This is a genomic window from Adhaeribacter pallidiroseus (genome assembly GCF_003340495.1).
In the GTDB taxonomy this organism is placed as follows: domain Bacteria; phylum Bacteroidota; class Bacteroidia; order Cytophagales; family Hymenobacteraceae; genus Adhaeribacter; species Adhaeribacter pallidiroseus.
The window spans coordinates 6,078,611-6,098,580 of record NZ_QASA01000001.1 but is presented as its reverse complement, the minus strand read 5'-3'; the positions used below and the strand labels follow the sequence as shown (position 1 = coordinate 6,098,580).

Below are 19,970 nucleotides of genomic sequence, written 5' to 3'. Positions count from 1 at the left end.
CCCGGTAAAGTTGGTTAGCCGCATCTAAATCAATAGTGGGCTTACTTTCTGTTCGCTAGTGTAAGCTTGGCGCTCACATTTGAATTTGTAACTCAAGTAGTAATAGTAAGATGAATACCAAGCTCGCACTAACCCTTTCAAATACATTACTAAAAAAATCTAAAGTATTACCAAGTGCCTTAAAAAGCCCTGGTTTATTTGCTTCCGGAAAATATTCAAGAAAAGTTTAGATCACGAAATTTTGAAATAGCCGCCGTAAAAATCGAACTCAACTTTTTAACCATTTACCTCGTTTACACAGTGCAAACCATTGGTCAGAATAAAACTATGAAAGTATCTTTTTTAGCAAATACCCGGAATAACTTACTAATAGCTAGCGCGTTTACCTTACTGGTAAGCTGTTCGTCCGATAAAAAAAATCCGCGGGAAGATTACCCGGCCGGAGAAAAAGGTACAGCTGAGGCTATTGTGGGCGACTCCTCTAATCTTTCGGAACCGCGCCCAGCACCCATCGGCGACACCGCCGAAAATGCTAATCAGGCAAATCAGCTTGGCGAGCCTAACGTAGAAAACGTAGATTCTACTGCCCGGGGCCTGAAGTAATTCAGGCTTTTTTATTTAGTTGTAACTACAATCTGAGCACGCGGAGTTTCCTGGTTGGGGCAGCCCGCACAAGGGTAAGGCGTTACGTTTTTTAAAATTACCTGGTACCGGGTGTTGGCTACGGTTACCAAAGTGGTATCAGCGGTGCGGTTCCGGAGTTTACGCGGATCGTTGGGCAAAGCTTCCCCGATTACCAAGGCTACGGTTGGTGATTTTTCCTGATCTTGTTCCAGCCATAATTGCGCTACCGCCGATCCATAACGGATGCAATTAACATTCATCGGGCAACGACTATCGTTTATTTCGGCTAGGTGTACCCGCACTTTATTTTCACTACTCCTGCTTTCCGATGCTTCGGATAACGCTACTGTTTCGTTTAGCGCGATATCGACATCGCGGCTTAAATTACCTTGCCCGGCGGCGGGCAATTCTTCCTCGGCACAGCGGGTAAATAATAGTAAGGCCAGCAAAGGGGCTAAGGAGCATTTCATCGGATCTGATTTTAGGCTTGGTTTACTGATTAGAGCCAAAATCAGGAGAAAAGGTTGCAGCCTCCTGGCGGGTATTTTTAATAATCGGTTATTTGCTTTAAATGATGCTCCAGGTGCTGCACATAATCTTCGATTAAAAAAGCCAAAGTAACCGCTGCCCCGTCTTTGTCGCGGCATTGTTTTTTTAAATTTTCGGGTGTTAGCTGGCTAATAACATGGGCCAGGTGCCGGTTATAACTTACCCAACAACTAATAAGCAGCGCTACGTTTGCGCTTTGATAAGCCTGAACGCGCACCCAATTATCTTGCTGGTAAAATATAACGGGCGTATCTTCTAACTGCCCTCTTACAAAACGTTGGTGGTTATTGGCGGCAGAATCTAGTAAATGGCCTAAAATTTCTTTTCTGGACCATTTATCCGGATGCGGTTTAAACGAAAATTCTTCTGCCGGTATTAATCGGAATTTATCCGGCAACAGATCGCATAAGTAATTAATCCGATTGGCAACAGATTGCGGGGAAGGCAGCATGAGCAAACTTATATTACCATGAATTTAGGATTTCAACCGCTTACTTACCACTTTATTCAGCGGTCATCTGACGTACAATGCCGGGCTTTTTTTTCGAGCGGGCAAATTGTAAATCAGCACAGATATAAATATCAAACCGTAAGCAATGGTTTTTTCTAAACTGGTTTTTTCCTGAAAGTACCAGAAAGCAATCAAAAAATTTAAAATAGGATTGATGTACATTAAAATGCCGATGGTTCCGGATTTTAATTCCTTGAGGGCATACATATTCAGGAACAAAGGCAAAATGGTAAACAAGAAACTTAACACTGCTACCGAAGTGTAGAAGGTACCGGTTAAAGGTAAATTACCAGCATCGCCTTTAAACAAAGTATAAAATGGCCCGATGCAAATAAACACAATAATCAGCTGTACAGTAAGCAGAACCAGTTTATCATATTGTCGTAAAGCCCGTTGGGTAATTAAAAAAAAGGCGTAGCTCAGGGCTACGAATAAGGAATAAACTAAATTAGTGACCGCTCCGGTACCAATTAAACAGCAACTTAAAATACTAATGCCAATGGCTAACCACTGGTTAGCCCGTAGTTTTTCTTTTAAGATTAAATATCCTAGCAAGGCGGTTAAAATAGGACAAAGCAGATACGAGAAAGAACCGGTCTGGATGTCGATGTGGTTGATCACGTAAATAAACACCAGCCAGTTAACCATTAACAACAAGCCGCCGGTTATGGTTAATAAAGCCAGACGCCGCTTCTCTTGGCGGTTTTCGGATTGGTAAGCTTGCCAGGTTTGTCTTAAACTTTGGCGCCGGAATAAAAAAGTAACAGCAGCTAAGCCCAGCATCGCAAATAAAACCCGGAAGTATAAAATCTGCCCGCTCGGAAAATTAGCAACTACTCGTAACGGAAAAACAATAAACCCCCAAATAGCAAAAGCAGTAATGGCAGCAGAGTAATATTTATTTGGTTTCACGGGCAACAAAAAATAATGCGGGGCAAAGGTAAAAGGATTTACCTATAAGAAGACGGGTAAGCTGTCACCAATTTTAAAAATAAAGCAGTAAAGTCCGGCACAGTACGGCTATAAAACTTTATTAAACGCTCCGGATTGTTTAAGCTTTGCTGATTAACAGTACCTACTGGCGGCTAAGTATTTTTAAAGCTTTTATGGAAAATGCAGAAAAAAGGTAAAGAATCAGGCTGGAGTTATACGCTAAATCGCTTTTAACCACTGGCGCGCGGCTGCTTCATCTAGAAAGAACCGCATTTTCAATAAATCGCCGTAAGTTTCCATTTGGCCGCTTGGCGATTCAGATTGTAAGGCGTAAAAGTGAATTTCGTTTATAACGTACGCTAATTTTACCGTTTTGCGCGTTTGCGTAATTAATTCCGGAAAAACTTCCTGACACAACCAGGCTTGATCCGAATAAGGAACCTCGCCTCGTTCCCGAACATTAATTAAAGCACAGTTTAAATGATGCGATTTCATAAACTGCGCTAACATCCGGTAATTATCCCGGAAAGTTTCAGAACCCGTATATCGATCCCAGTGCAATTCCGCAATTTGGGTTTGAGTATCGTAGGCAATTTGAAAGAAATCGGGAGTTTCAGGAAGAATCATCTTAAAGCATTATATTAAAAGTCACCCAAATAGCACGTACAACAGCCAGATTACACTCGAATAAATTACCAAGATTACAAATTATTCTTGGCAGGAAACAATTAAGGTCATAAATAAGACAATGTCATAAACCGGAGAGTTCATGCCAATCAGATAAATCTGTAATAATATTTTTAAATAATTGCTTTTTTCCTCATCTGCACGTACCACGATGGTAAATTCTACAGGTAAGTTGCTTTGCTGGTAATTAATCGGTCTGTAGCAGAATAGGTAGCTTTACAAATCAGAAAATAAATGCATGTCGATAGAAGAATATAATTCAAAACAGGATCCGTACGCGGTGTTACGGTTGCCGGAATTCCGGTTGTATATTGTAGCCCGTTTGTGTTTAACCTTAGCCTTGCAAATACAAGCCGTAATTGTGGGCTGGCAGATTTACGATCTTACCCAAGACCCGCTGGCTTTGGGTTTGATCGGCTTAACCGAAGCAATACCTTCTATTGTGGTAGCCCTTTACGCCGGCCACGTGGCCGATAGCACCAGTCGGAAAAAAATTATCATTAGCTGCGTAGGCTTGTTACTGGTTTGTTCGGCGGGTTTGCTGTTTTATTCCTTAAATTTAAAAAACAGCATGGCGCAGCTGGGTACTTTGCCTATTTATTCGGTTATTTTCCTGAGCGGTATTGCCCGCGGTTTTATGGGGCCGGCTACTTTTTCGTTTATGCCGCAACTGTTGCCCGATAAAACCTGGTACATCAACGCGGTTAGCTGGTCCAGCACCACCTGGCAAGGAGCCTCAGTAGCGGGCCCGGCGATTGGGGGTTTGCTCTACGGTTTTTTTGGCGTACAAACCGCGTACACTGCCGATGTAGGTTTAACCATTCTGGCTTTTATATTTTACAATTTAATTAGTGCCAAGCCTTTGCCCGAAAACACGGAACGTTTACCTATTAAAGAAAGCTTACTCTCCGGCTTGCGGTTTGTGTTTAATAACCAGATAATTTTAAGCGCTATTTCGCTGGATTTGTTTGCCGTTTTATTTGGCGGCGCGGTAGCCTTATTGCCCATTTTTGCTTCCGAAATCCTGCACACTGGTCCGCAAGGCTTAGGTTTTTTGCGGGCTGCTCCCGCTGTAGGTTCAGTGGCAATGGCCGCTTACCTCACGCATTATCCCATGAAAGTAGATGCCGGTAAAAAAATGCTTTTTTGCGTAGCCGGGTTTGGCATTTGCATGATTTTATTCGGTCTATCCACCAGTTTTTACTTTTCAGTACTACTTTTGGGTTTGAGCGGCATGTTTGATTCTATTAGCGTCATTATCCGATCAACGCTGATGCAAACGCTTACGCCGGAACACATGAAAGGCCGGGTTTCCTCAGTAAATAATATTTTTGTGGGTTCCTCCAACGAGATTGGCTCCTTCGAATCGGGCTTTGTGGCGAAACTATTGGGAGTAGTTCCTTCCGTCGTTTTTGGTGGCTGCATGACTTTACTGGTAGTGGGCATTACCGCTTACAAAGCCGATAAACTACGAAAACTACATCTCTGAACCTTGATTTGCAGGATTAAAGACTTAACAGGATTTTATCTAAATTTAAAAACCCGCAAATTAATAGGCAGGGCTGACTAAGTTATAAATAGCCATTAAAATAAAATAGCCATCCTAAAAAACAGGATGGCTATTGCGATGCTATTACAGATCAAAACTGCTGATCAAAAATCCGTATAATTCGCGATCTTACTTTACTAAGTCTTTTACTTTGTCCACCAGCTTACCTAGCAGGCTGGTTTCTTTTTTAGTAGTTACTTTATTGACTTTACGTGGCCGGCTGTTACCAAAGCTTCCTTTGCTAATTTTACCTTTTTTTGATTTTATATCTCCTTTTCCCATGTTGGTATTATATTTTTTTAGTTTAAGAACAGAATAAATTTTACGTTAAAAGTAAAGGGTAGTTGCAAAAGTAAAATAACTATCTGCTGCCTGTTGGTTCATCTAACTGCCACCCAGCCCGCTAGCGAATTGCTAAACTTCAGAATATTGGCATTGCCTTTCTTTATCCGCTTGCGTATGTGTACTTTTGCGTTTTACTTAAAAGGCAATTATTTGCTGCTTTTTTTTGTTTCCAACTAGCCTTACTTACTGTAAAGGCTTTATTTACTCTATGAAAATAGCAACCACCGAACAACCCGATATCGACGCTCTGGATCCCAAACAATTTATTATTATAAAGGGCGCGCGGGTTCATAATTTAAAAAATTTGAGCGTCGCGTTACCTCGTAATCAGTTTATTGTGGTTACGGGTTTATCCGGTTCCGGTAAATCGTCGCTGGCTTTCGATACGCTTTACGCCGAAGGGCAGCGCATGTACGTGGAAAGTTTAAGTTCGTACGCCCGCCAGTTTTTGGGCCGCATGGATAAACCCGATGTAGATTACATTCGCGGCATTAGTCCGGCCATTGCCATTGAGCAAAAAGTAAGCATTAAAAATAACCGCTCCACGGTAGGTACCAGCACCGAGATTTACGATTATTTAAAATTATTGTACGCCCGCATCGGTAAAACCATTTCGCCGGTTTCGGGCCAACCAGTCCGGAAAGATAATGTGGCCGATGTGGTTGATTTTATTTTTAAACTGGACGAAGAAACCCGGGTAGTTATATTGGCGCCCTTACAAGTGCAACCCGACCGCAAGCTGACCAAAGAGCTGGATTTACTGCTGCAAAAAGGTTATTCCCGCATTTACAACAACGACCAGGTATTATTTATCGAAGATGCTATCAGTGCCGATGCCGCGGAGATTTCTGGCGACGTATACATACTGGTAGACCGGGCCGTTTTACGCAAAGACGACGAAGATTTACAATTCCGGATTTCCGATTCGGTACAAACGGCTTTTTTCGAAGGTCACGGCGAATGCCACATTATTTACAACGGCGAAAAGCGGATTTTCTCCGATAAGTTTGAACTGGACGGAATGGTTTTCGAGGAGCCTTCGGTTAACTTTTTCTCGTTCAATAACCCGTACGGTGCCTGCCAACGCTGCGAAGGCTTTGGTAATGTATTAGGCATCGACGAAGATTTAGTAATTCCGGATAAAACTTTGAGCGTGTACGAAGGCGCAATTGCTCCCTGGAGAACTGAGAAAATGAGTGAGTGGCAAGTTCCGCTCATTAAAAACGGCATTCGCTTCGATTTCCCGATTCACCGGCCTTACAACGAACTCACTGAAGAACAAAAGCAACTGCTCTGGACCGGGAACAAATACTTCGACGGACTGGATGCTTTTTTTGCCCACGTCCAAGCGCAAACGCATAAAATTCAGTACCGGGTCATGCTGAGCCGTTACCGGGGTCGTACCACCTGCCCCGATTGCCGCGGAACACGTCTGCGGAAAGATGCCAGCTATGTAAAAATTAACGGCATGAGCATTACCGATTCGTTGTTAAAACCAGTAACTGGTGTGCTCGATTTTTTTAAAAATTTGCAGCTCTCCGAGCATGACCTGAAAGTTGCTGACCGCTTAGCCATCGAAATTACCAATCGGTTAAGCTACCTGGTGCGCGTAGGCTTAGGTTACCTTACTTTAAACCGCTTATCCTCTACCCTCTCCGGCGGCGAGTCGCAACGCATTAATTTGGCTACTTCGCTGGGCAGTGCGCTGGTAGGTTCTATGTATATTCTGGATGAACCCAGCATTGGCTTGCACCCCCGCGATGCCGAACAGTTAATTGGCGTATTGCGCTCGCTGCAAAAAATTGGCAATACGGTTATTGTGGTAGAGCACGAAGAAAAAATGATGGAAATTGCCGACCAGATTATTGATATTGGTCCGGAAGCGGGCTCGGGTGGTGGTCACCTCATGTTCCAGGGTACCTACCCCGAATTGCTTCAATCCACTGATACGTATACTGCCCAGTACTTAAGTGGCAAACGGCAAGTAGCAGTTCCGGCGCACCGCCGCCAGTGGCGCAATGCCATTGAAATAGTAGGCGCTCGCGAAAATAATTTAAAAAATGTAACGGTAAAGTTCCCGCTGGACGTGATGACCGTGATTACCGGCGTAAGCGGCTCGGGCAAATCAACTTTAATTAAACGGATTTTGCACCCCGCCTTAGCCAAAGTACTGGGTGGCCACTCCGATGCTACCGGTAAATTCGATAAAATACAGGGCAGTTACAGTAAAATCTCGCACGTTGAGTTTGTAGATCAAAACCCGATTGGTAAATCGTCGCGATCTAACCCGGTTACGTATGTAAAAGCCTACGATGCCATCCGGACGTTATTTGCCGACCAAGCCTTGGCCAAAGCACGGGGCTTTAAGCCGTCGCATTTTTCGTTTAACATTGAGGGCGGCCGTTGCGAAGTATGCCAGGGCGAAGGCCAGGTAAAAATTGAGATGCAGTTTATGGCCGATATTTACCTGACTTGCGAAGCCTGTCACGGGCAAAAGTTTAAGCAGGATATTCTGGAAGTAAAGTACAAAGACCAGAACATCGCTGAAGTGCTCGACATGACCATTGCCGACAGCATTGATTTCTTTAAAGAACAGCCCAAGATTATCGAAAAATTAAAACCGCTCGATGATGTTGGGTTAGGTTATATTCGCTTGGGTCAATCTTCTAACACGCTATCGGGTGGCGAAGCGCAACGGGTAAAATTAGCTTCGTTCCTTACCAAAGGCGCTACCACGCACTCCGAAGGCATCTTGTTTATTTTCGACGAACCTTCCACGGGCTTGCACTTCCACGACATTAACAAATTACTCACCGCCATTAACGCGCTAATCGATAAAGGCAACTCCGTGATTATTATTGAACATAACATGGACATCGTGAAATGCGCCGACTGGATCATCGACATGGGTCCGGAAGGCGGCACGAACGGCGGCCATTTATTGTTTGAAGGCACGCCCGAAGAAATGATTAAACTGGAAAACAACGCCACCGCCGATTACCTGCGGGAGAAGTTGGGGTAATTTTACTGATTAATTATATTATACAAGAACTATCATTCTATATAAAATATCGTTTATAAAGTATAGCATTTGATATCAAAGAAATTAATAAATTGAAAATAAATCTGTAAACATAATCTTATGAAGGCAGTAGACTTAGATACTAAATTAGTAAACAGCTACTTAGAAATTTTAAAAAAACTAAGTCCGGCTAACAAACTTGACTTAATAGCAAAGTTGACCCAATCCGTTAAGTCTGATCTGAGAGTAAAAGATGATGCTTTTGAACAAACTTTTGGCACTTGGGAGAATAGTGAAAGTACAAAAGAATTAGCTAGCCCATTTGATTTTTCTTGGGAAGGAGAACTAGAGGAGTTAAATACAAAATTTGACAGTGTACAATTACAGCATCATATTAATAATATCAGAGAATGATATTAGCGGATACAAATATTTTTCTTGAGATATTGATGAATCAAGGCAGTAAAGAAAAATGTAAAGATTTTCTTAATAAAGAAATTGGAAATTTATTTATTTAAGACTTTTCTCTGCACTCCATTGGATTGATTCTTTTTCGTCAAAAAAAGTCAGAAATCTTCAATCAATTTACCAAAGACGTATTACCTAAGGTAAGTATTAGCCGTTTAGATGATATGAGCTATCCTACAATAGCAAGTAATTCCGTTAGTTTTGGTTTAGATTTCGATGATGCTTATCAATTTACTTTAGCTATTAATAATAATTGGCATATTGCTACTATGGATAGAGATTTTAAGAAAGTAGATAATAAAATTAAAGTCCTATTCATTTAAGTGTTTTACTTCTCACTTTAACCGTTAGCCATTTCCCCGCAAAATCCGTAATCTTACGTGCAAATCGAACCTAACAACAAAAATAAAATATGAGAAAGAAAATAGTTGCCGGCAACTGGAAGATGAACAAAACCCAAGAGGAAGGTCTGGCGCTGGTATCGGAAATTACCAATATGGTGCAGGACGAAGCTAACAACGCTGCCATTGTGGTAGTTTGTCCGCCTTTTCCATTTTTGGCGGCTATTGGCAAAGCTCTAGGTGGTAACGAAAAAGTTAAATTAGGTGCCCAAAACTGTCACCAGAACGAAAGCGGCGCTTACACCGGTGAAGTATCGGCCGCCATGTTAAAATCGGTGGGCGTTGAGTACGTTATTCTGGGCCACAGCGAGCGCCGGCAATATTTTCAGGAAGACAATCAACTATTAGAATTAAAAGTAAAAGCTGCTTTAAAAATAATCTTAAACCCATCTTTTGCGTGGGCGAATCGTTAGAGCAACGCGAGCAGGATTTAACTTTTCAGGTAATTGAAACCCAGTTAAAAGAAGGTCTTTTTCACTTGAGCAACGAAGAATTTGCCCAGGTAGTAATTGCTTACGAACCGGTTTGGGCCATTGGTACCGGTAAAACCGCTACCAGCGCGCAAGCCCAGGAAGTGCATGCTTTTATCCGGGAGCAAATTGCCCGTCATTACGATGCCCAGGCCGCTTTAGATACTACCCTTTTATATGGTGGCAGCGCTAACCCCAGCAATGCCCGCGAGTTATTCTCCCAGGCCGATGTAGACGGCGGATTAATCGGTGGCGCCTCTTTAAAGTCCCGCGACTTTACCGATATCGTTAAATCTTTCTAATTTAAATAGTACAATTGGTATATTTTTGGCAATACTTGTGCCCGGGCCTGAACGCCTGGGCATTTTTTTTGGTTTAAACAGTACTTATACTTAATTTAGAGCAATGCTGGTAAGTTTATTATTGTCTTTGTTTACTTTTTTAGGGCACCCTACTGCGGCGGCACCAACTACCAGCGCTTCGGTAAATCATATTAATACCTTAAAACCTGCACCAGAATTTTGCAACATTTACGGTTCCGTTTTTCTTACTTCCGATCCTAAGTACAAAAGATTAGCTCGCTATACCGTTTACCTGGAACCCAACGAAGCTTTTGCCAACCTGGTCGTTTTTAAAGAAGAAAACAAACTATTTGCCGATAAGCCGGGCTTGTGGCATCCTGCCTCGGGCTATGACTTTGCCGACCATGTTTTATACCTAACTACTAACCGGGCCTTTGCCGATTTTTCCATTTATTATACTAAATCCCGTTCGTTTGCGGGCTGCAAAGAATAATTTTTAAAAAAAAGGCATCTTAAAAACCATTTTTAATTCGTTAGAAGGTTTTACAGTCAATAATTTAAGATTTAAACAACACCTAAATACATTTCATTACAACACTATCTATGGATTTTATACAAGTTTCCATTACTGCTCCTGCCGAATTAGTAGACATTTTAACCGCTGAATTAAGTCAGTATGGGTACGATACATTCATGGAAACGGAAACTGGTTTAGAAGCCTATACCACCGAGGACGTTTTTTCGGAGGCCTATGTAACGTCTGTTCTCGAACGCTATAACCAAGGCGGCCAACTTACCTACGAAACCCAGAAAATTGAAAAACAAAACTGGAACGCGGAGTGGGAAAAAAACTTTGAACCCTTGCTGATTGGTGATGTTTGCTCGGTGCGGGCTTCTTTTCATCCGCAACCAGAACACGTGCAGTACGACATTATCATCAATCCCAAAATGTCGTTTGGTACCGGCCATCACGAAACCACTACCCTCATGATTGAAAACCAGCTCACCGTCGACCACACCAACAAGCGCGTGTTAGATATGGGCTGCGGCACCGGCATTCTGGCTATTATGGCCTGCAAACTTGGGGCAGCCAACATTGTAGCGGTAGACATTGAAGATTGGACCGTAGAAAACGCCCGCGAGAATGCAGAAGTTAATAACTGCGCTGGCATTGAGGTACGATTAGGCGATGTCCAGCAAATTGCTGCTGATGAACCTTACGACCTGGTTTTAGCCAATATAAATCGTAATGTTTTACTGGACGATATTCCGGCTTACTCGCAAAAACTATTGCCCGGAGGTTTTTTGGTAATAAGCGGATTTTACACCGAGGATTTAGAGCTGATTCAGGAAAAAGCTCAAAGCGCTGATTTAGAATTTACCTCGGTGCGCACTAAAAACAATTGGGTATCGGCAGTATTTAGCAAACGCCCTTGATTTTGATCTTATTAATTGTATGAAACACCTATATCTACTCTTTACTTTCTTACTGGTTGTTGCTCATTTCTCTTTAAAGGCACAAAATACCAAACTATTTCAGGATCCAGCTCAATTTACTACGCAGGTAAAAGGCCTAATGGCCCCTACCCGTAACGAAGGTGCTATTAAAGTAGCAACGCAGTTAGAGCAAGTCTGGGCGGCCAATACGCTAACCAGTACGCAGCAAGCCAAAGTAATGGAGATTTCTCAAAAAATGCAGCAGAAAAAGCTAAAGGCCCGGCCGCATTTTGAAAATTTTTACGGCGCTTTAGTGAACGGAGTCACCATCCAAAAGCTAACGGGCACCCGTCTGGATGAATTTCTGCAGGTAACGAGTGAGTCGTTGGAGAAAGACGAAGTAAAAGGTTTCGAGAACTTTCTGGCTACTTCGCATCTTTTCCTGAGTAATAAGTTTATTTTTAAATCCAGCTACAGCAACCTGCAGGCGCAAAATGGTTCTTTTTCGTTTGAATACCGGCCCGGCGCTCAGCTTTCCGCCAAAGAAATTCAGGCAGCCTTACCCAATATTAGCCCGATTGTAGTTACTCCAGCGGCTACATTAAATGATTTCCCCCCCTTGCAGGCACCACCAGCCAACCTTCCGGTTTCTACTTCCGAAGAAGATGATTTCTGGAGCAAAGCTTCTAAACCTGTTAAAAAGGCACCGGCCAAGAAAAGCAGTGCTGCTAAAAAAAGTACCGTAAAAACTCCTGCCAAAAAAGAAGAACCTGTTAAGAAATTAGAAGAGCCAATAACACCTGCTTACACTATTCCGGTAACCGGAGCGGTTTTGGTGCTACAAAACAGCGATCTCAAATTCGCTACGCCGCACGATTCGTTAACGCTGAGAAATGTGAGCGGCGCTATTTTACTTACCCGCCAAACCTTAGTAGCCAGCAAAGGTCGTTACGAATGGACAGAAGGTACCAACACCGCTTCGGCCGTATTCCAGGGTTTTCATTTTGATATTACCAAACCGGGCTTAAAAGCCGAAAAAGTGACCCTCACCCACCCTGCCGTTCTTGAAAAACCTGTGGATGGCGTTTGGGAATACCGTAGCGTAAAAGCCGCTAAAGGCGCCGATAGTGGGTACCCTAAGTTTATTTCGTACACGAACAACGCCCGGTTAAAAAGCATTGGCCAAGGCATTACCTATCTGGGAGGCATTACTTTAGCGGGTAGAAAAATCATGACCGGTGCTTTAGACAAGAGTTTATCTAACATCATCGTGGAACACGAGGGAAAAATTAAATTTAAGGCTTCAGCCGCCAGTTATGCGCTTTCCGATTCTTTAATTGCCACCAACATTGCTTCGGTGGTTTTGTATCGGGGCAACGATTCGATTACCCATCCGGCGATGCGTCTGAAATACGCGCAAAAGCAGCATTTACTAACTTTAATCAGCGAAGCAGGTAGCTTTAAAAGATCCTTGTTTTTTGATTCGTACCACCAAATGGAAATATCCGCCGAAATGCTAACCTGGGATATTACCAAACCACAGATTAACTTCTCTATTGTAAATGCCAAAAACCAGGTACCCGCTCGCTTTGATTCTAAGGAATATTTTACTCTGGACCGGTGGATGGCTATTCAAGGTACCGCTGATTTTCACCCGCTGAAAGTTGCGGTAAGTTTTGCCGCCCGGCAAAAAGCCAATCAATTCTACGCATCGGATCTGGCCCGCGACGTGAAGATGAAGGAATCAATTATCCGGGGTGCTATGACCGCTTTACAAAGGCAAGCATTTATTGATTATAATAATGCTACTGGCTTAGTTACTATTAAACCTAAAGCTTGGCATTATGTAAGCTCTTCCCGCGAAAAGAAAGATTACGATTACATCACTTTAAGTTCTTTAGCGCCGAGCGGAAAAAACGCGACCATCAACTTAACAAAAAATGAACTGCTGATCCGGGGCGTTGAAAAATTTTATTTCACCGGCGACTCCGGGGCCGTTTACGCTGAACCCGATAGCAACCAGGTGCGCATTTTACAAAACCGCAATATTTTGTTCAACGGCAAGGTATACGCCTCCTATTTTCGGTTTGTGGGCAAGCAATTCACCTTTGATTACGATGGCTTTTTAGTGGATATGGCCAAGATTGATACGATTGCTTTTGCTACTCGTAGCAAAGTTAAAAGTATGAAAGGCGATGAAAAAGTGCGGGAACAATATTTAGCAAGTGCTTCTAATAAATCGAGCGGTAAACTATACCTGAACCGACCCGATAATAAATCCGGCCAAAAGAAATTAGGCGGCTATCCTACCTTCGATGCTTCCTCCCCGTCTTATGTGTATTTTAATAAACCCGAAATTCTAGGAGGAGCTTACGATACTACGGTTTATTTTGCTATTCCGGCCTTTAAAATGGATAGTTTAAATAGTTCTAAACCCAACACCATTGGCTTTAAAGGCCGGTTCCACTCGGGCGGTATCTTCCCGGATTTTAATACGACGCTCGGCATCATGCCCGATCAATCCCTGGGTTTTGAATACGAGTTGCCTAAGAATGGCTTTGAAGTATACGGCGGCAAAGGCAAATATTACAACAAGCTTACCATGAGCTTTAAAGGCTTGCAAGGGGTTGGTGAATTAAAATATTTAACCACCACGTTGCAATCCAATGCCTTTACTTTTTACCTGGATAAAACTTTAACCTTAGGCACCAAAGCAACTGTGGCGGAGGGCAACATCGGCGAAGCTTATTTTATGCAGGCCAATTTTAAACAATACGCACTGGAGTGGCTGCCTAAGCGCGATACTATGAATATTAGCACTACTACAGATGCAATTAACATGTACGGCGATAAATTTAAGTACCGCGGCATTGCCATTGTTACGCCGAAAGGTTTTGCCGGCGACGGCGAACTGGAAAGTGCTGATGCTAAAGTAACGTCTCCGGAAATTCATTTTAGCCGAACCAGCTTTACCGGACAACATGCCACCTTCGAGGCCAAATCTAAAACACCGGACAAACCGGTTGTACAGGCTACCGATGTTAAGTTAGATTTTAATTTAAAAGATGGTTACGCTACTTTCTCCCCGGAGAAAGCCGGTTTTGCCAGTACAGCCTTCCCATTTGCCCAGTTTAAAACCTCGCTTAGTGGGGGTAAGTATGATTTTAAGAAAAAGCTGGTAACTCTAAATCAACCAAAAGGAGTTACGGCCGATAAAGCTTATTTTATTTCGACAAACCCGGACCATGGAAATTTAAAATTTAATGCCGCTTCCGGCACTTACGACATTACCAAACAAACCTTACAGATTGGCGGTGTTCCGTTCATTGCTTCTGCCGATGCGCACATTGTGCCGGATAGTGGTCAGGTGTTTGTTAATGAAAAATCGGATTTACGACCGTTTAAACAAGCTACGGTAATTGATACGGTTAACAAATACCATAAACTTTACCAAGGCGAAATTGATGTAATTTCCCGGACAGAGTACCGCGGTAAAGCTACCATGGATTATGTGAATGCAGGGTCCGAAACCTTTAAACTTCAATTTGGTGATTTTGCCATGCACCACATGATAGCGGAAGAAGTAAAACCGGAAGTAAAACCCAAACAATACTCTGCGGATGAAATAATTGCGGCAGCCGAAGCTAAAGAAAATCCGAAACCTCCGGTTCCGGTAGCTAAAAAAAGCTTACTGCAAAAAATAGGAATAGGTAAATCTAAAAAAACCGACAAACCAGTTGAAACCCCAAGCGACTCCGCGAAAGTAGAGCCGGTGGGTGAAATCCTTGCAGAAGCAACTCCTAAAAAATCGAAGAAACAACTTAAAGCCGAAAAAGCAGCACAGGCGCAAAAAGAAGCCCCCAAAACTCCGGCCGATAGCGCCAGCAGTGATTTGCTCGCCAGCAACGAAACCAACACTGGCCCCATGCGCCTGTTAGGCAGAAAGCGCCGGAAAGCCGCTACTTTCGACACCACACCTTATACTTCGGCGGTGGCCCAGATTAAAGAAGAAGATAAGTTCTTTATTGCGCCAAACGTGCAGTTTAAAGGAAGTGCTACTTTAAACTCAACCAAAGAACACCTGGATTTTAACGGTTTTATTAAACTAGGTTTTGCCAAAGATGCGAATGCGTCGGAATGGATGCCCTACATTGCCTCCGATGTTAATCCGAAAGAAGTAAAAATTAACATGGAGAAAAGCAAAGACGCGGAAGAAGGTGCCAGCATTACAGGTCTGCATGTTTCCAGTAGCAGCGGCAAACTTTATCCAACCTTTGGTTCTAAAAAAGTAGAGGAAACAGATTTAGATGTATTTACCATTAATGGGGTACTAACTTTCGATAAGGCCAATAAGCAGTATATGCTGGGCAAAGCCAAACAAGCCGATGCGGCCCAATACGAAGGAAACGTAATGACTTATAATGATGCTACTTCCGAAGCCCGATACGAAGGTAAGTTTAACCTGATTCAGTCAAATAAAACCTTAGGGCTTACTACTGCCGGTATCATTAAAGCTAAAATTAATCAGAACAAATACCAGTTTAATGCTTTTATGGTCTTTGATCTGGCCATTCCGGAATCGGCGCTGGGTGCCATGGCCAACGCGATTGTAGATAATAATGGCGGCGCTCCCGAGGCACTGGATGCCAACAGTACCGAATTACGCTACCAGTTAGCCGAGTTTATTGGCAATAAAGGGGTGCAGGATTACATCGCTAAAACGGCGTCTGGTCACGTACCATTACCGGCTACTTCCTCTAAATTGGTACGCAGTCTGGTTTTCAATAACGTACCTTTGTACTGGTCCGATACCACGCAAGCCTGGCATAGTAAAGGCAAGCTGTCTTTGTCTAATATTTTGAAAAAAGACATTAATGCGCAGATTCCGGGTTACGTGGAAGTAAAACGCGGACCAGAAAGCGACATTGTTACCATTTATCTGGAGCCGATTCCTTCTTTGTGGTACTATATCAGCTACGCCGATAATATTATTACCGTAGCTTCCGCGGATGATAAAGTAAATGGCATTGTAACTTCTAAACGCTCCGGCGGTTTAGTAGCCGGCGAAGCCCTGGAAAAAACAGAGTTTGTCAATTACTTCCGGAAAACCTACTTAGGCCTGGCTCCAGTAGCGGCGGATGCAGTAGAGCCAAGCAATGATTTTATCGAAGAAAGCGAAGCAACGCCAACTAAGAAAGGGAAGAAAGCGAAAAAAGCCGCGGCGGCTCCTGATTTATCAGATCCGGCTACCGAAATAGAAGCTGCTCCGGAAGAACAACAGCCCGCTAAAAAGAAAGGTAAAGAAAAAGCAGCTCCGGCCAACGAAGGCAGCAATTTACCAGCCGAGGCCCCGCAGGAAAAATCCAAGAAAAAGAAAAAAGCTAAAAATACCGATAACGATGCCTTGCCCGATATTGATTTAAATTAACCTTTGACTAGTGAAATTTAAAAAAAGGCGGTACTAGTACCGCCTTTTTATTTTGAATAAAGCCCTATGGTACCATGGCTCAAGCAACGATTAACAAGATAGATGGCTTGCTTTAATAATTTATAATCCAGCCAAAATGCAGAATATTTATTGCTGGCCAAGCCTGTTCCTCATTAAAGTGCTATTAGATTTTGTACTTTTATTATCTTGAAATGGCTGGTTGCCGTAAAAAGGAAAAATGCGCTTCTTATTTAAAAACTATGGAAATTCTCTGGATTATCGGATTATTGATTGCGGCTTATTTAATCGGTTCTATAGCAACCGCAGTTTGGGTAGGTAAACGGTTTTACGGAATTGATGTACGTGATTATGGGAGTAAAAATGGCGGAGCCACTAATACTTTCCGGGTTCTGGGCAAAAAACCCGGTACATTTGTCTTGCTTTTTGATATTTTAAAAGGATGGGCCGCCACTTCCTTGGCCCATGTGTTGGTACAAGTGCATGCTATTTCGCCGGAAAACTTAATTTATTATCAGTTGGCTTTCGGTATTCTGGCGGTAGTAGGGCACGTGTTTCCGGTGTACGTAGGCTTTAAAGGCGGTAAAGGAGTAGCAACTTTGTTGGGCATGGTACTGGCCATTCAACCCCAGGCGGCTCTTATTTGCATCGGTATTTTTATTGTGGTGCTGTTACTCTTTAAATACGTTTCGTTGGGGTCCATGATTGGTGCCTTAGCCTTTCCGCTGTTATTAATTTTGATTCCGGATTTTCACCCGGATAAACCCGTACTTACTATATTTGGTTTTTTACTGGCCGGCTTAGTTGTATATACCCATCGCAAAAATATTAATCGTTTAGTACATGGCGTAGAAAGCAAAGTTCCCATAAGCTTATTTGGTAAACGCCATTAAATAAGCTTAGATCAAATCAAAATTTTAAAAATTTGCTCAAGACGCAGCCCTACTTTATTTCTGCTAGTCTAGATTGTACCTTAAGAGCATTATCGAAAACGTATTTTAATTTAACCTCATGAACCCCACTTCTTACCTTGAAGCTAATAAAGACCGGTTTATCTCGGAACTATTGGATTTGCTGCGGATCCCATCCGTGAGCGCTGATCCTGCTTTTAGCAACGATGTATTACGAGCAGCTGATTATCTGGCGCAGAAACTACGGGATGCGGGGGCCGATAACGTAGAAATTTGCCCTACGGCGGGTTACCCGATAATTTATGGCGAAAAAATAATTGATTCCGCTTCGCCAACAGTGTTGGTATATGGGCATTACGATGTGCAACCCGCCGATCCGTACGAATTATGGCATTCGCCGCCATTTGAACCGGTAATTAAAGAGAATAAAATATACGCTAGGGGTGCTTGCGACGATAAAGGCCAGTTGTATATGCACATTAAGGCCTTTGAATTGATGATGCAGCAAAACCAATTGCCTTGCAATCTCAAATTTATGCTAGAAGGCGAAGAGGAAATAGGCTCCAATAATTTAGATATATTCGTGCAGCAAAACAAAGCGCGGTTACAAGCCGATGTAATAGTTATTTCGGATACTGGTATTATTGCCAACGATGTTCCGTCTATTACCTCGGGTTTACGGGGCATGAGTTACGTAGAAGTAGAAGTTACCGGCCCAAACCGCGACTTGCATTCGGGTTTATACGGCGGGGCGGTGGCTAATCCTATAAACGTTTTGTGCCAAATGATTGCTTCTCTCCACGACGAAAACAATCACATTACTATTCCGGGTTTTTACGATAATGTGCAGGAACTAACAGCTGAAGAACGCGCCGAAATGGCGAAAGCGCCTTTTAATGTGGAAGACTATAAAAGCGCGCTCCAATTAGGTGATGTACACGGCGAAGCCGGTTATTCTACCATGGAGCGGAACTCTATTCGCCCTACCCTGGATGTAAATGGCATTTGGGGCGGCTACACCGGCGAAGGGGCCAAAACCGTAATTGCTTCTAAAGCTTTTGCTAAAATATCGATGCGACTGGTACCCAACCAAACTTCTGAAGAAATAACGGAAAAATTTAAAAAACACTTTACCGCTATTGCCCCCAAGAGTGTTACGGTACAAGTAAAGCCCCACCACGGCGGCGAACCCGTAGTAACGCCCACCAACTCTATTGCTTACCAGGCAGCCAGTAGAGCTTTTGAACAAACTTTTGGCAAAAAACCTATTCCGGTACGCAGTGGAGGTAGTATTCCTATTGTAGCGATGTTCAAGTCAGAGTTAGGAATTGATACCGTATTGATGGGTTTTGGTCTTGACTCGGATGCTATTCATTCTCCGAATGAACATTATGGAATTTTTAATTTTTTAAAAGGCATTGAAACCATTCCTTATTTCTATAAATTTTACGCCGAGATGAGCAAAAGTAAATAAAATAATACGGTCAGAAGCGGACTGCTTATAAGACTAAACTTTAAACAGTATAAACACAAAAAAGCCGGCAGATAAATTATCTGCCGGCTTTTTTGTGTTTTTTAAATTTTCAGCTTATTTGGTACCAGTTGGCAGTTTAAAACCAATAGTTGCTTGATAAACCGAGTTACGGGCGTTAGCTAACTCATCACCATTATCATCTTTAGCTAAAGCACTTACACTACCATTATAACGTAAGTTTAAAGTTAAACCCATTGGAATCTGAACCCCTACACCAGCGGCATAGCCAACTTCAAATTCAGCTAAGGCATCTTTGTTAACCTTGTTATAGGATTCAAAATCAATTCCGGTAGCAACATCCGTTACTTCGGTATTATCTTTAATGCCTAACAGATATGAAAACTGAGGACCTGCTTCAAAAAATACCGGACCAGCGTTAATTTTTAACAAGATGGGTAAATCCAGATAACTGTAATTTACTTTACCTTCATACCGCAATTGCTGACTTGGAGTAGTTGGAGTGGCTGGGTTAGTAACGGTATAATCGGCTCGCTTATAACCTTTTTGCGAATACAGTAACTCTGGCTGGATAGACACAAAATTATCGCTGGATAGCGGGATGTTATAGGTAATACCACCTACAAAACCTAGTTTATTCTGGAAGTTATCTTCATCTTGTAAATCACCGGCTAAATTGGTTAGGTTTGCGCCAAGTTTTATACCTATCTGAGCTTGTGAAGCAAATGATATTGTTAAAGCTGTAAATAGTAAAAATGCAATCTTTTTCATAGTAATAAATTTTAAGTTAATCGAATTGGGTTTTTCTTTGAATAAAAATTTT

16 protein-coding genes and 1 pseudogene are annotated in these 19,970 nt (G+C 42.6%); 11 read left to right on the top strand and 6 right to left on the bottom strand.

What is annotated here, in order from left to right; genetic code table 11:
* Positions 1 to 327: 327 nt before the first annotated feature.
* Entirely contained in the window at positions 328 to 603 is a 276-nt protein-coding gene (locus AHMF7616_RS24480; protein ID WP_147275781.1) for a hypothetical protein, read from the top strand.
* Positions 604 to 614: 11 nt separating this feature from the next.
* Here the strand turns inward: AHMF7616_RS24480 and AHMF7616_RS24475 are convergent, their stop codons facing one another.
* The 4 genes from AHMF7616_RS24475 to AHMF7616_RS24460 form a co-directional block, all read right to left on the bottom strand.
* Complete coding sequence (locus AHMF7616_RS24475; protein ID WP_115375275.1) at positions 615 to 1,094, bottom strand: hypothetical protein; 480 nt, start codon at positions 1,092 to 1,094, stop codon at positions 615 to 617.
* A 77-nt stretch (positions 1,095 to 1,171) separates the two neighbouring features.
* A complete protein-coding gene (locus tag AHMF7616_RS24470; protein ID WP_115375274.1) occupies positions 1,172 to 1,624 on the bottom strand; it encodes a DinB family protein in 453 nt (150 codons plus the stop codon).
* 63 nt (positions 1,625 to 1,687) lie between these two features.
* Complete coding sequence (locus AHMF7616_RS24465) at positions 1,688 to 2,596, bottom strand: EamA family transporter (RefSeq protein WP_233507734.1); 909 nt, start codon at positions 2,594 to 2,596, stop codon at positions 1,688 to 1,690.
* A 240-nt stretch (positions 2,597 to 2,836) separates the two neighbouring features.
* Entirely contained in the window at positions 2,837 to 3,244 is a 408-nt protein-coding gene (locus AHMF7616_RS24460; RefSeq protein ID WP_115375273.1) for a hypothetical protein, read from the bottom strand.
* A 298-nt stretch (positions 3,245 to 3,542) separates the two neighbouring features.
* On the opposite strand from AHMF7616_RS24460, the gene AHMF7616_RS24455 reads away from it, so the two are divergent.
* Positions 3,543 to 4,793 carry an MFS transporter gene (locus AHMF7616_RS24455; protein WP_115375272.1) on the top strand — a complete coding sequence of 417 codons (1,251 nt, stop codon included), beginning with the start codon at positions 3,543 to 3,545 and terminating at the stop codon, positions 4,791 to 4,793.
* A 189-nt stretch (positions 4,794 to 4,982) separates the two neighbouring features.
* Here AHMF7616_RS24455 and AHMF7616_RS24450 read toward each other — a convergent pair whose 3' ends face one another.
* Positions 4,983 to 5,135, bottom strand: coding sequence for a 30S ribosomal protein THX (locus AHMF7616_RS24450; RefSeq protein WP_115375271.1), 153 nt, complete (start codon positions 5,133 to 5,135; stop codon positions 4,983 to 4,985).
* 271 nt (positions 5,136 to 5,406) lie between these two features.
* On the opposite strand from AHMF7616_RS24450, the gene uvrA reads away from it, so the two are divergent.
* The 9 genes and pseudogenes from uvrA (at position 5,407) to AHMF7616_RS24405 (ending at position 19,129) form a co-directional block, all read left to right on the top strand.
* Positions 5,407 to 8,220 carry an excinuclease ABC subunit UvrA gene (gene uvrA, locus AHMF7616_RS24445; protein ID WP_115375270.1) on the top strand — a complete coding sequence of 938 codons (2,814 nt, stop codon included), beginning with the start codon at positions 5,407 to 5,409 and terminating at the stop codon, positions 8,218 to 8,220.
* A gap of 120 nt (positions 8,221 to 8,340) precedes the next feature.
* Positions 8,341 to 8,634 (top strand): hypothetical protein, encoded by a 294-nt coding sequence (locus tag AHMF7616_RS24440; RefSeq protein ID WP_115375269.1) that lies wholly within the window; start codon positions 8,341 to 8,343, stop codon positions 8,632 to 8,634.
* A gap of 128 nt (positions 8,635 to 8,762) precedes the next feature.
* A complete protein-coding gene (locus AHMF7616_RS24435; protein ID WP_115375268.1) occupies positions 8,763 to 9,011 on the top strand; it encodes a hypothetical protein in 249 nt (82 codons plus the stop codon).
* Between the two features lie 89 nt (positions 9,012 to 9,100).
* A pseudogene (gene tpiA, locus AHMF7616_RS24430) lies at positions 9,101 to 9,861 on the top strand (triose-phosphate isomerase).
* 103 nt (positions 9,862 to 9,964) lie between these two features.
* Positions 9,965 to 10,354 (top strand): 7(1) septoil knot domain-containing protein, encoded by a 390-nt coding sequence (locus tag AHMF7616_RS24425; protein WP_233507732.1) that lies wholly within the window; start codon positions 9,965 to 9,967, stop codon positions 10,352 to 10,354.
* 110 nt (positions 10,355 to 10,464) lie between these two features.
* Positions 10,465 to 11,298 (top strand): 50S ribosomal protein L11 methyltransferase, encoded by an 834-nt coding sequence (gene prmA, locus AHMF7616_RS24420; protein ID WP_115375267.1) that lies wholly within the window; start codon positions 10,465 to 10,467, stop codon positions 11,296 to 11,298.
* A gap of 19 nt (positions 11,299 to 11,317) precedes the next feature.
* Positions 11,318 to 16,726, top strand: a complete 5,409-nt coding sequence (locus AHMF7616_RS24415) for a hypothetical protein (protein WP_115375266.1) — start codon at positions 11,318 to 11,320, stop codon at positions 16,724 to 16,726.
* A 260-nt stretch (positions 16,727 to 16,986) separates the two neighbouring features.
* Positions 16,987 to 17,637, top strand: coding sequence for a glycerol-3-phosphate 1-O-acyltransferase PlsY (gene plsY, locus AHMF7616_RS24410; RefSeq protein ID WP_115375765.1), 651 nt, complete (start codon positions 16,987 to 16,989; stop codon positions 17,635 to 17,637).
* A gap of 118 nt (positions 17,638 to 17,755) precedes the next feature.
* Positions 17,756 to 19,129 (top strand): dipeptidase, encoded by a 1,374-nt coding sequence (locus tag AHMF7616_RS24405; RefSeq protein WP_115375265.1) that lies wholly within the window; start codon positions 17,756 to 17,758, stop codon positions 19,127 to 19,129.
* A gap of 114 nt (positions 19,130 to 19,243) precedes the next feature.
* On the opposite strand, the gene AHMF7616_RS24400 is transcribed toward AHMF7616_RS24405, so the two are convergent.
* A complete protein-coding gene (locus AHMF7616_RS24400) occupies positions 19,244 to 19,918 on the bottom strand; it encodes a porin family protein (RefSeq protein WP_115375264.1) in 675 nt (224 codons plus the stop codon).
* Positions 19,919 to 19,970: the final 52 nt, after the last annotated feature.

What these genes read in the sequence shown, in the direction of transcription:
- AHMF7616_RS24405 (WP_115375265.1), top strand. Translation starts at nt 17,756, where the DNA reads ATGAACCCCACTTCTTACCTTGAAGCTAATAAAGACCGGTTTATCTCG.
- AHMF7616_RS24440 (WP_115375269.1), top strand. Translation starts at nt 8,341, where the DNA reads ATGAAGGCAGTAGACTTAGATACTAAATTAGTAAACAGCTACTTAGAA.
- plsY (WP_115375765.1), top strand. Translation starts at nt 16,987, where the DNA reads ATGGAAATTCTCTGGATTATCGGATTATTGATTGCGGCTTATTTAATC.
- AHMF7616_RS24450 (WP_115375271.1), bottom strand. Translation starts at nt 5,135, where the DNA reads ATGGGAAAAGGAGATATAAAATCAAAAAAAGGTAAAATTAGCAAAGGA.
- prmA (WP_115375267.1), top strand. Translation starts at nt 10,465, where the DNA reads ATGGATTTTATACAAGTTTCCATTACTGCTCCTGCCGAATTAGTAGAC.
- AHMF7616_RS24475 (WP_115375275.1), bottom strand. Translation starts at nt 1,094, where the DNA reads ATGAAATGCTCCTTAGCCCCTTTGCTGGCCTTACTATTATTTACCCGC.
- AHMF7616_RS24480 (WP_147275781.1), top strand. Translation starts at nt 328, where the DNA reads ATGAAAGTATCTTTTTTAGCAAATACCCGGAATAACTTACTAATAGCT.
- AHMF7616_RS24425 (WP_233507732.1), top strand. Translation starts at nt 9,965, where the DNA reads ATGCTGGTAAGTTTATTATTGTCTTTGTTTACTTTTTTAGGGCACCCT.
- AHMF7616_RS24470 (WP_115375274.1), bottom strand. Translation starts at nt 1,624, where the DNA reads ATGCTGCCTTCCCCGCAATCTGTTGCCAATCGGATTAATTACTTATGC.
- AHMF7616_RS24455 (WP_115375272.1), top strand. Translation starts at nt 3,543, where the DNA reads ATGTCGATAGAAGAATATAATTCAAAACAGGATCCGTACGCGGTGTTA.
- AHMF7616_RS24400 (WP_115375264.1), bottom strand. Translation starts at nt 19,918, where the DNA reads ATGAAAAAGATTGCATTTTTACTATTTACAGCTTTAACAATATCATTT.
- uvrA (WP_115375270.1), top strand. Translation starts at nt 5,407, where the DNA reads ATGAAAATAGCAACCACCGAACAACCCGATATCGACGCTCTGGATCCC.
- AHMF7616_RS24415 (WP_115375266.1), top strand. Translation starts at nt 11,318, where the DNA reads ATGAAACACCTATATCTACTCTTTACTTTCTTACTGGTTGTTGCTCAT.
- AHMF7616_RS24460 (WP_115375273.1), bottom strand. Translation starts at nt 3,244, where the DNA reads ATGATTCTTCCTGAAACTCCCGATTTCTTTCAAATTGCCTACGATACT.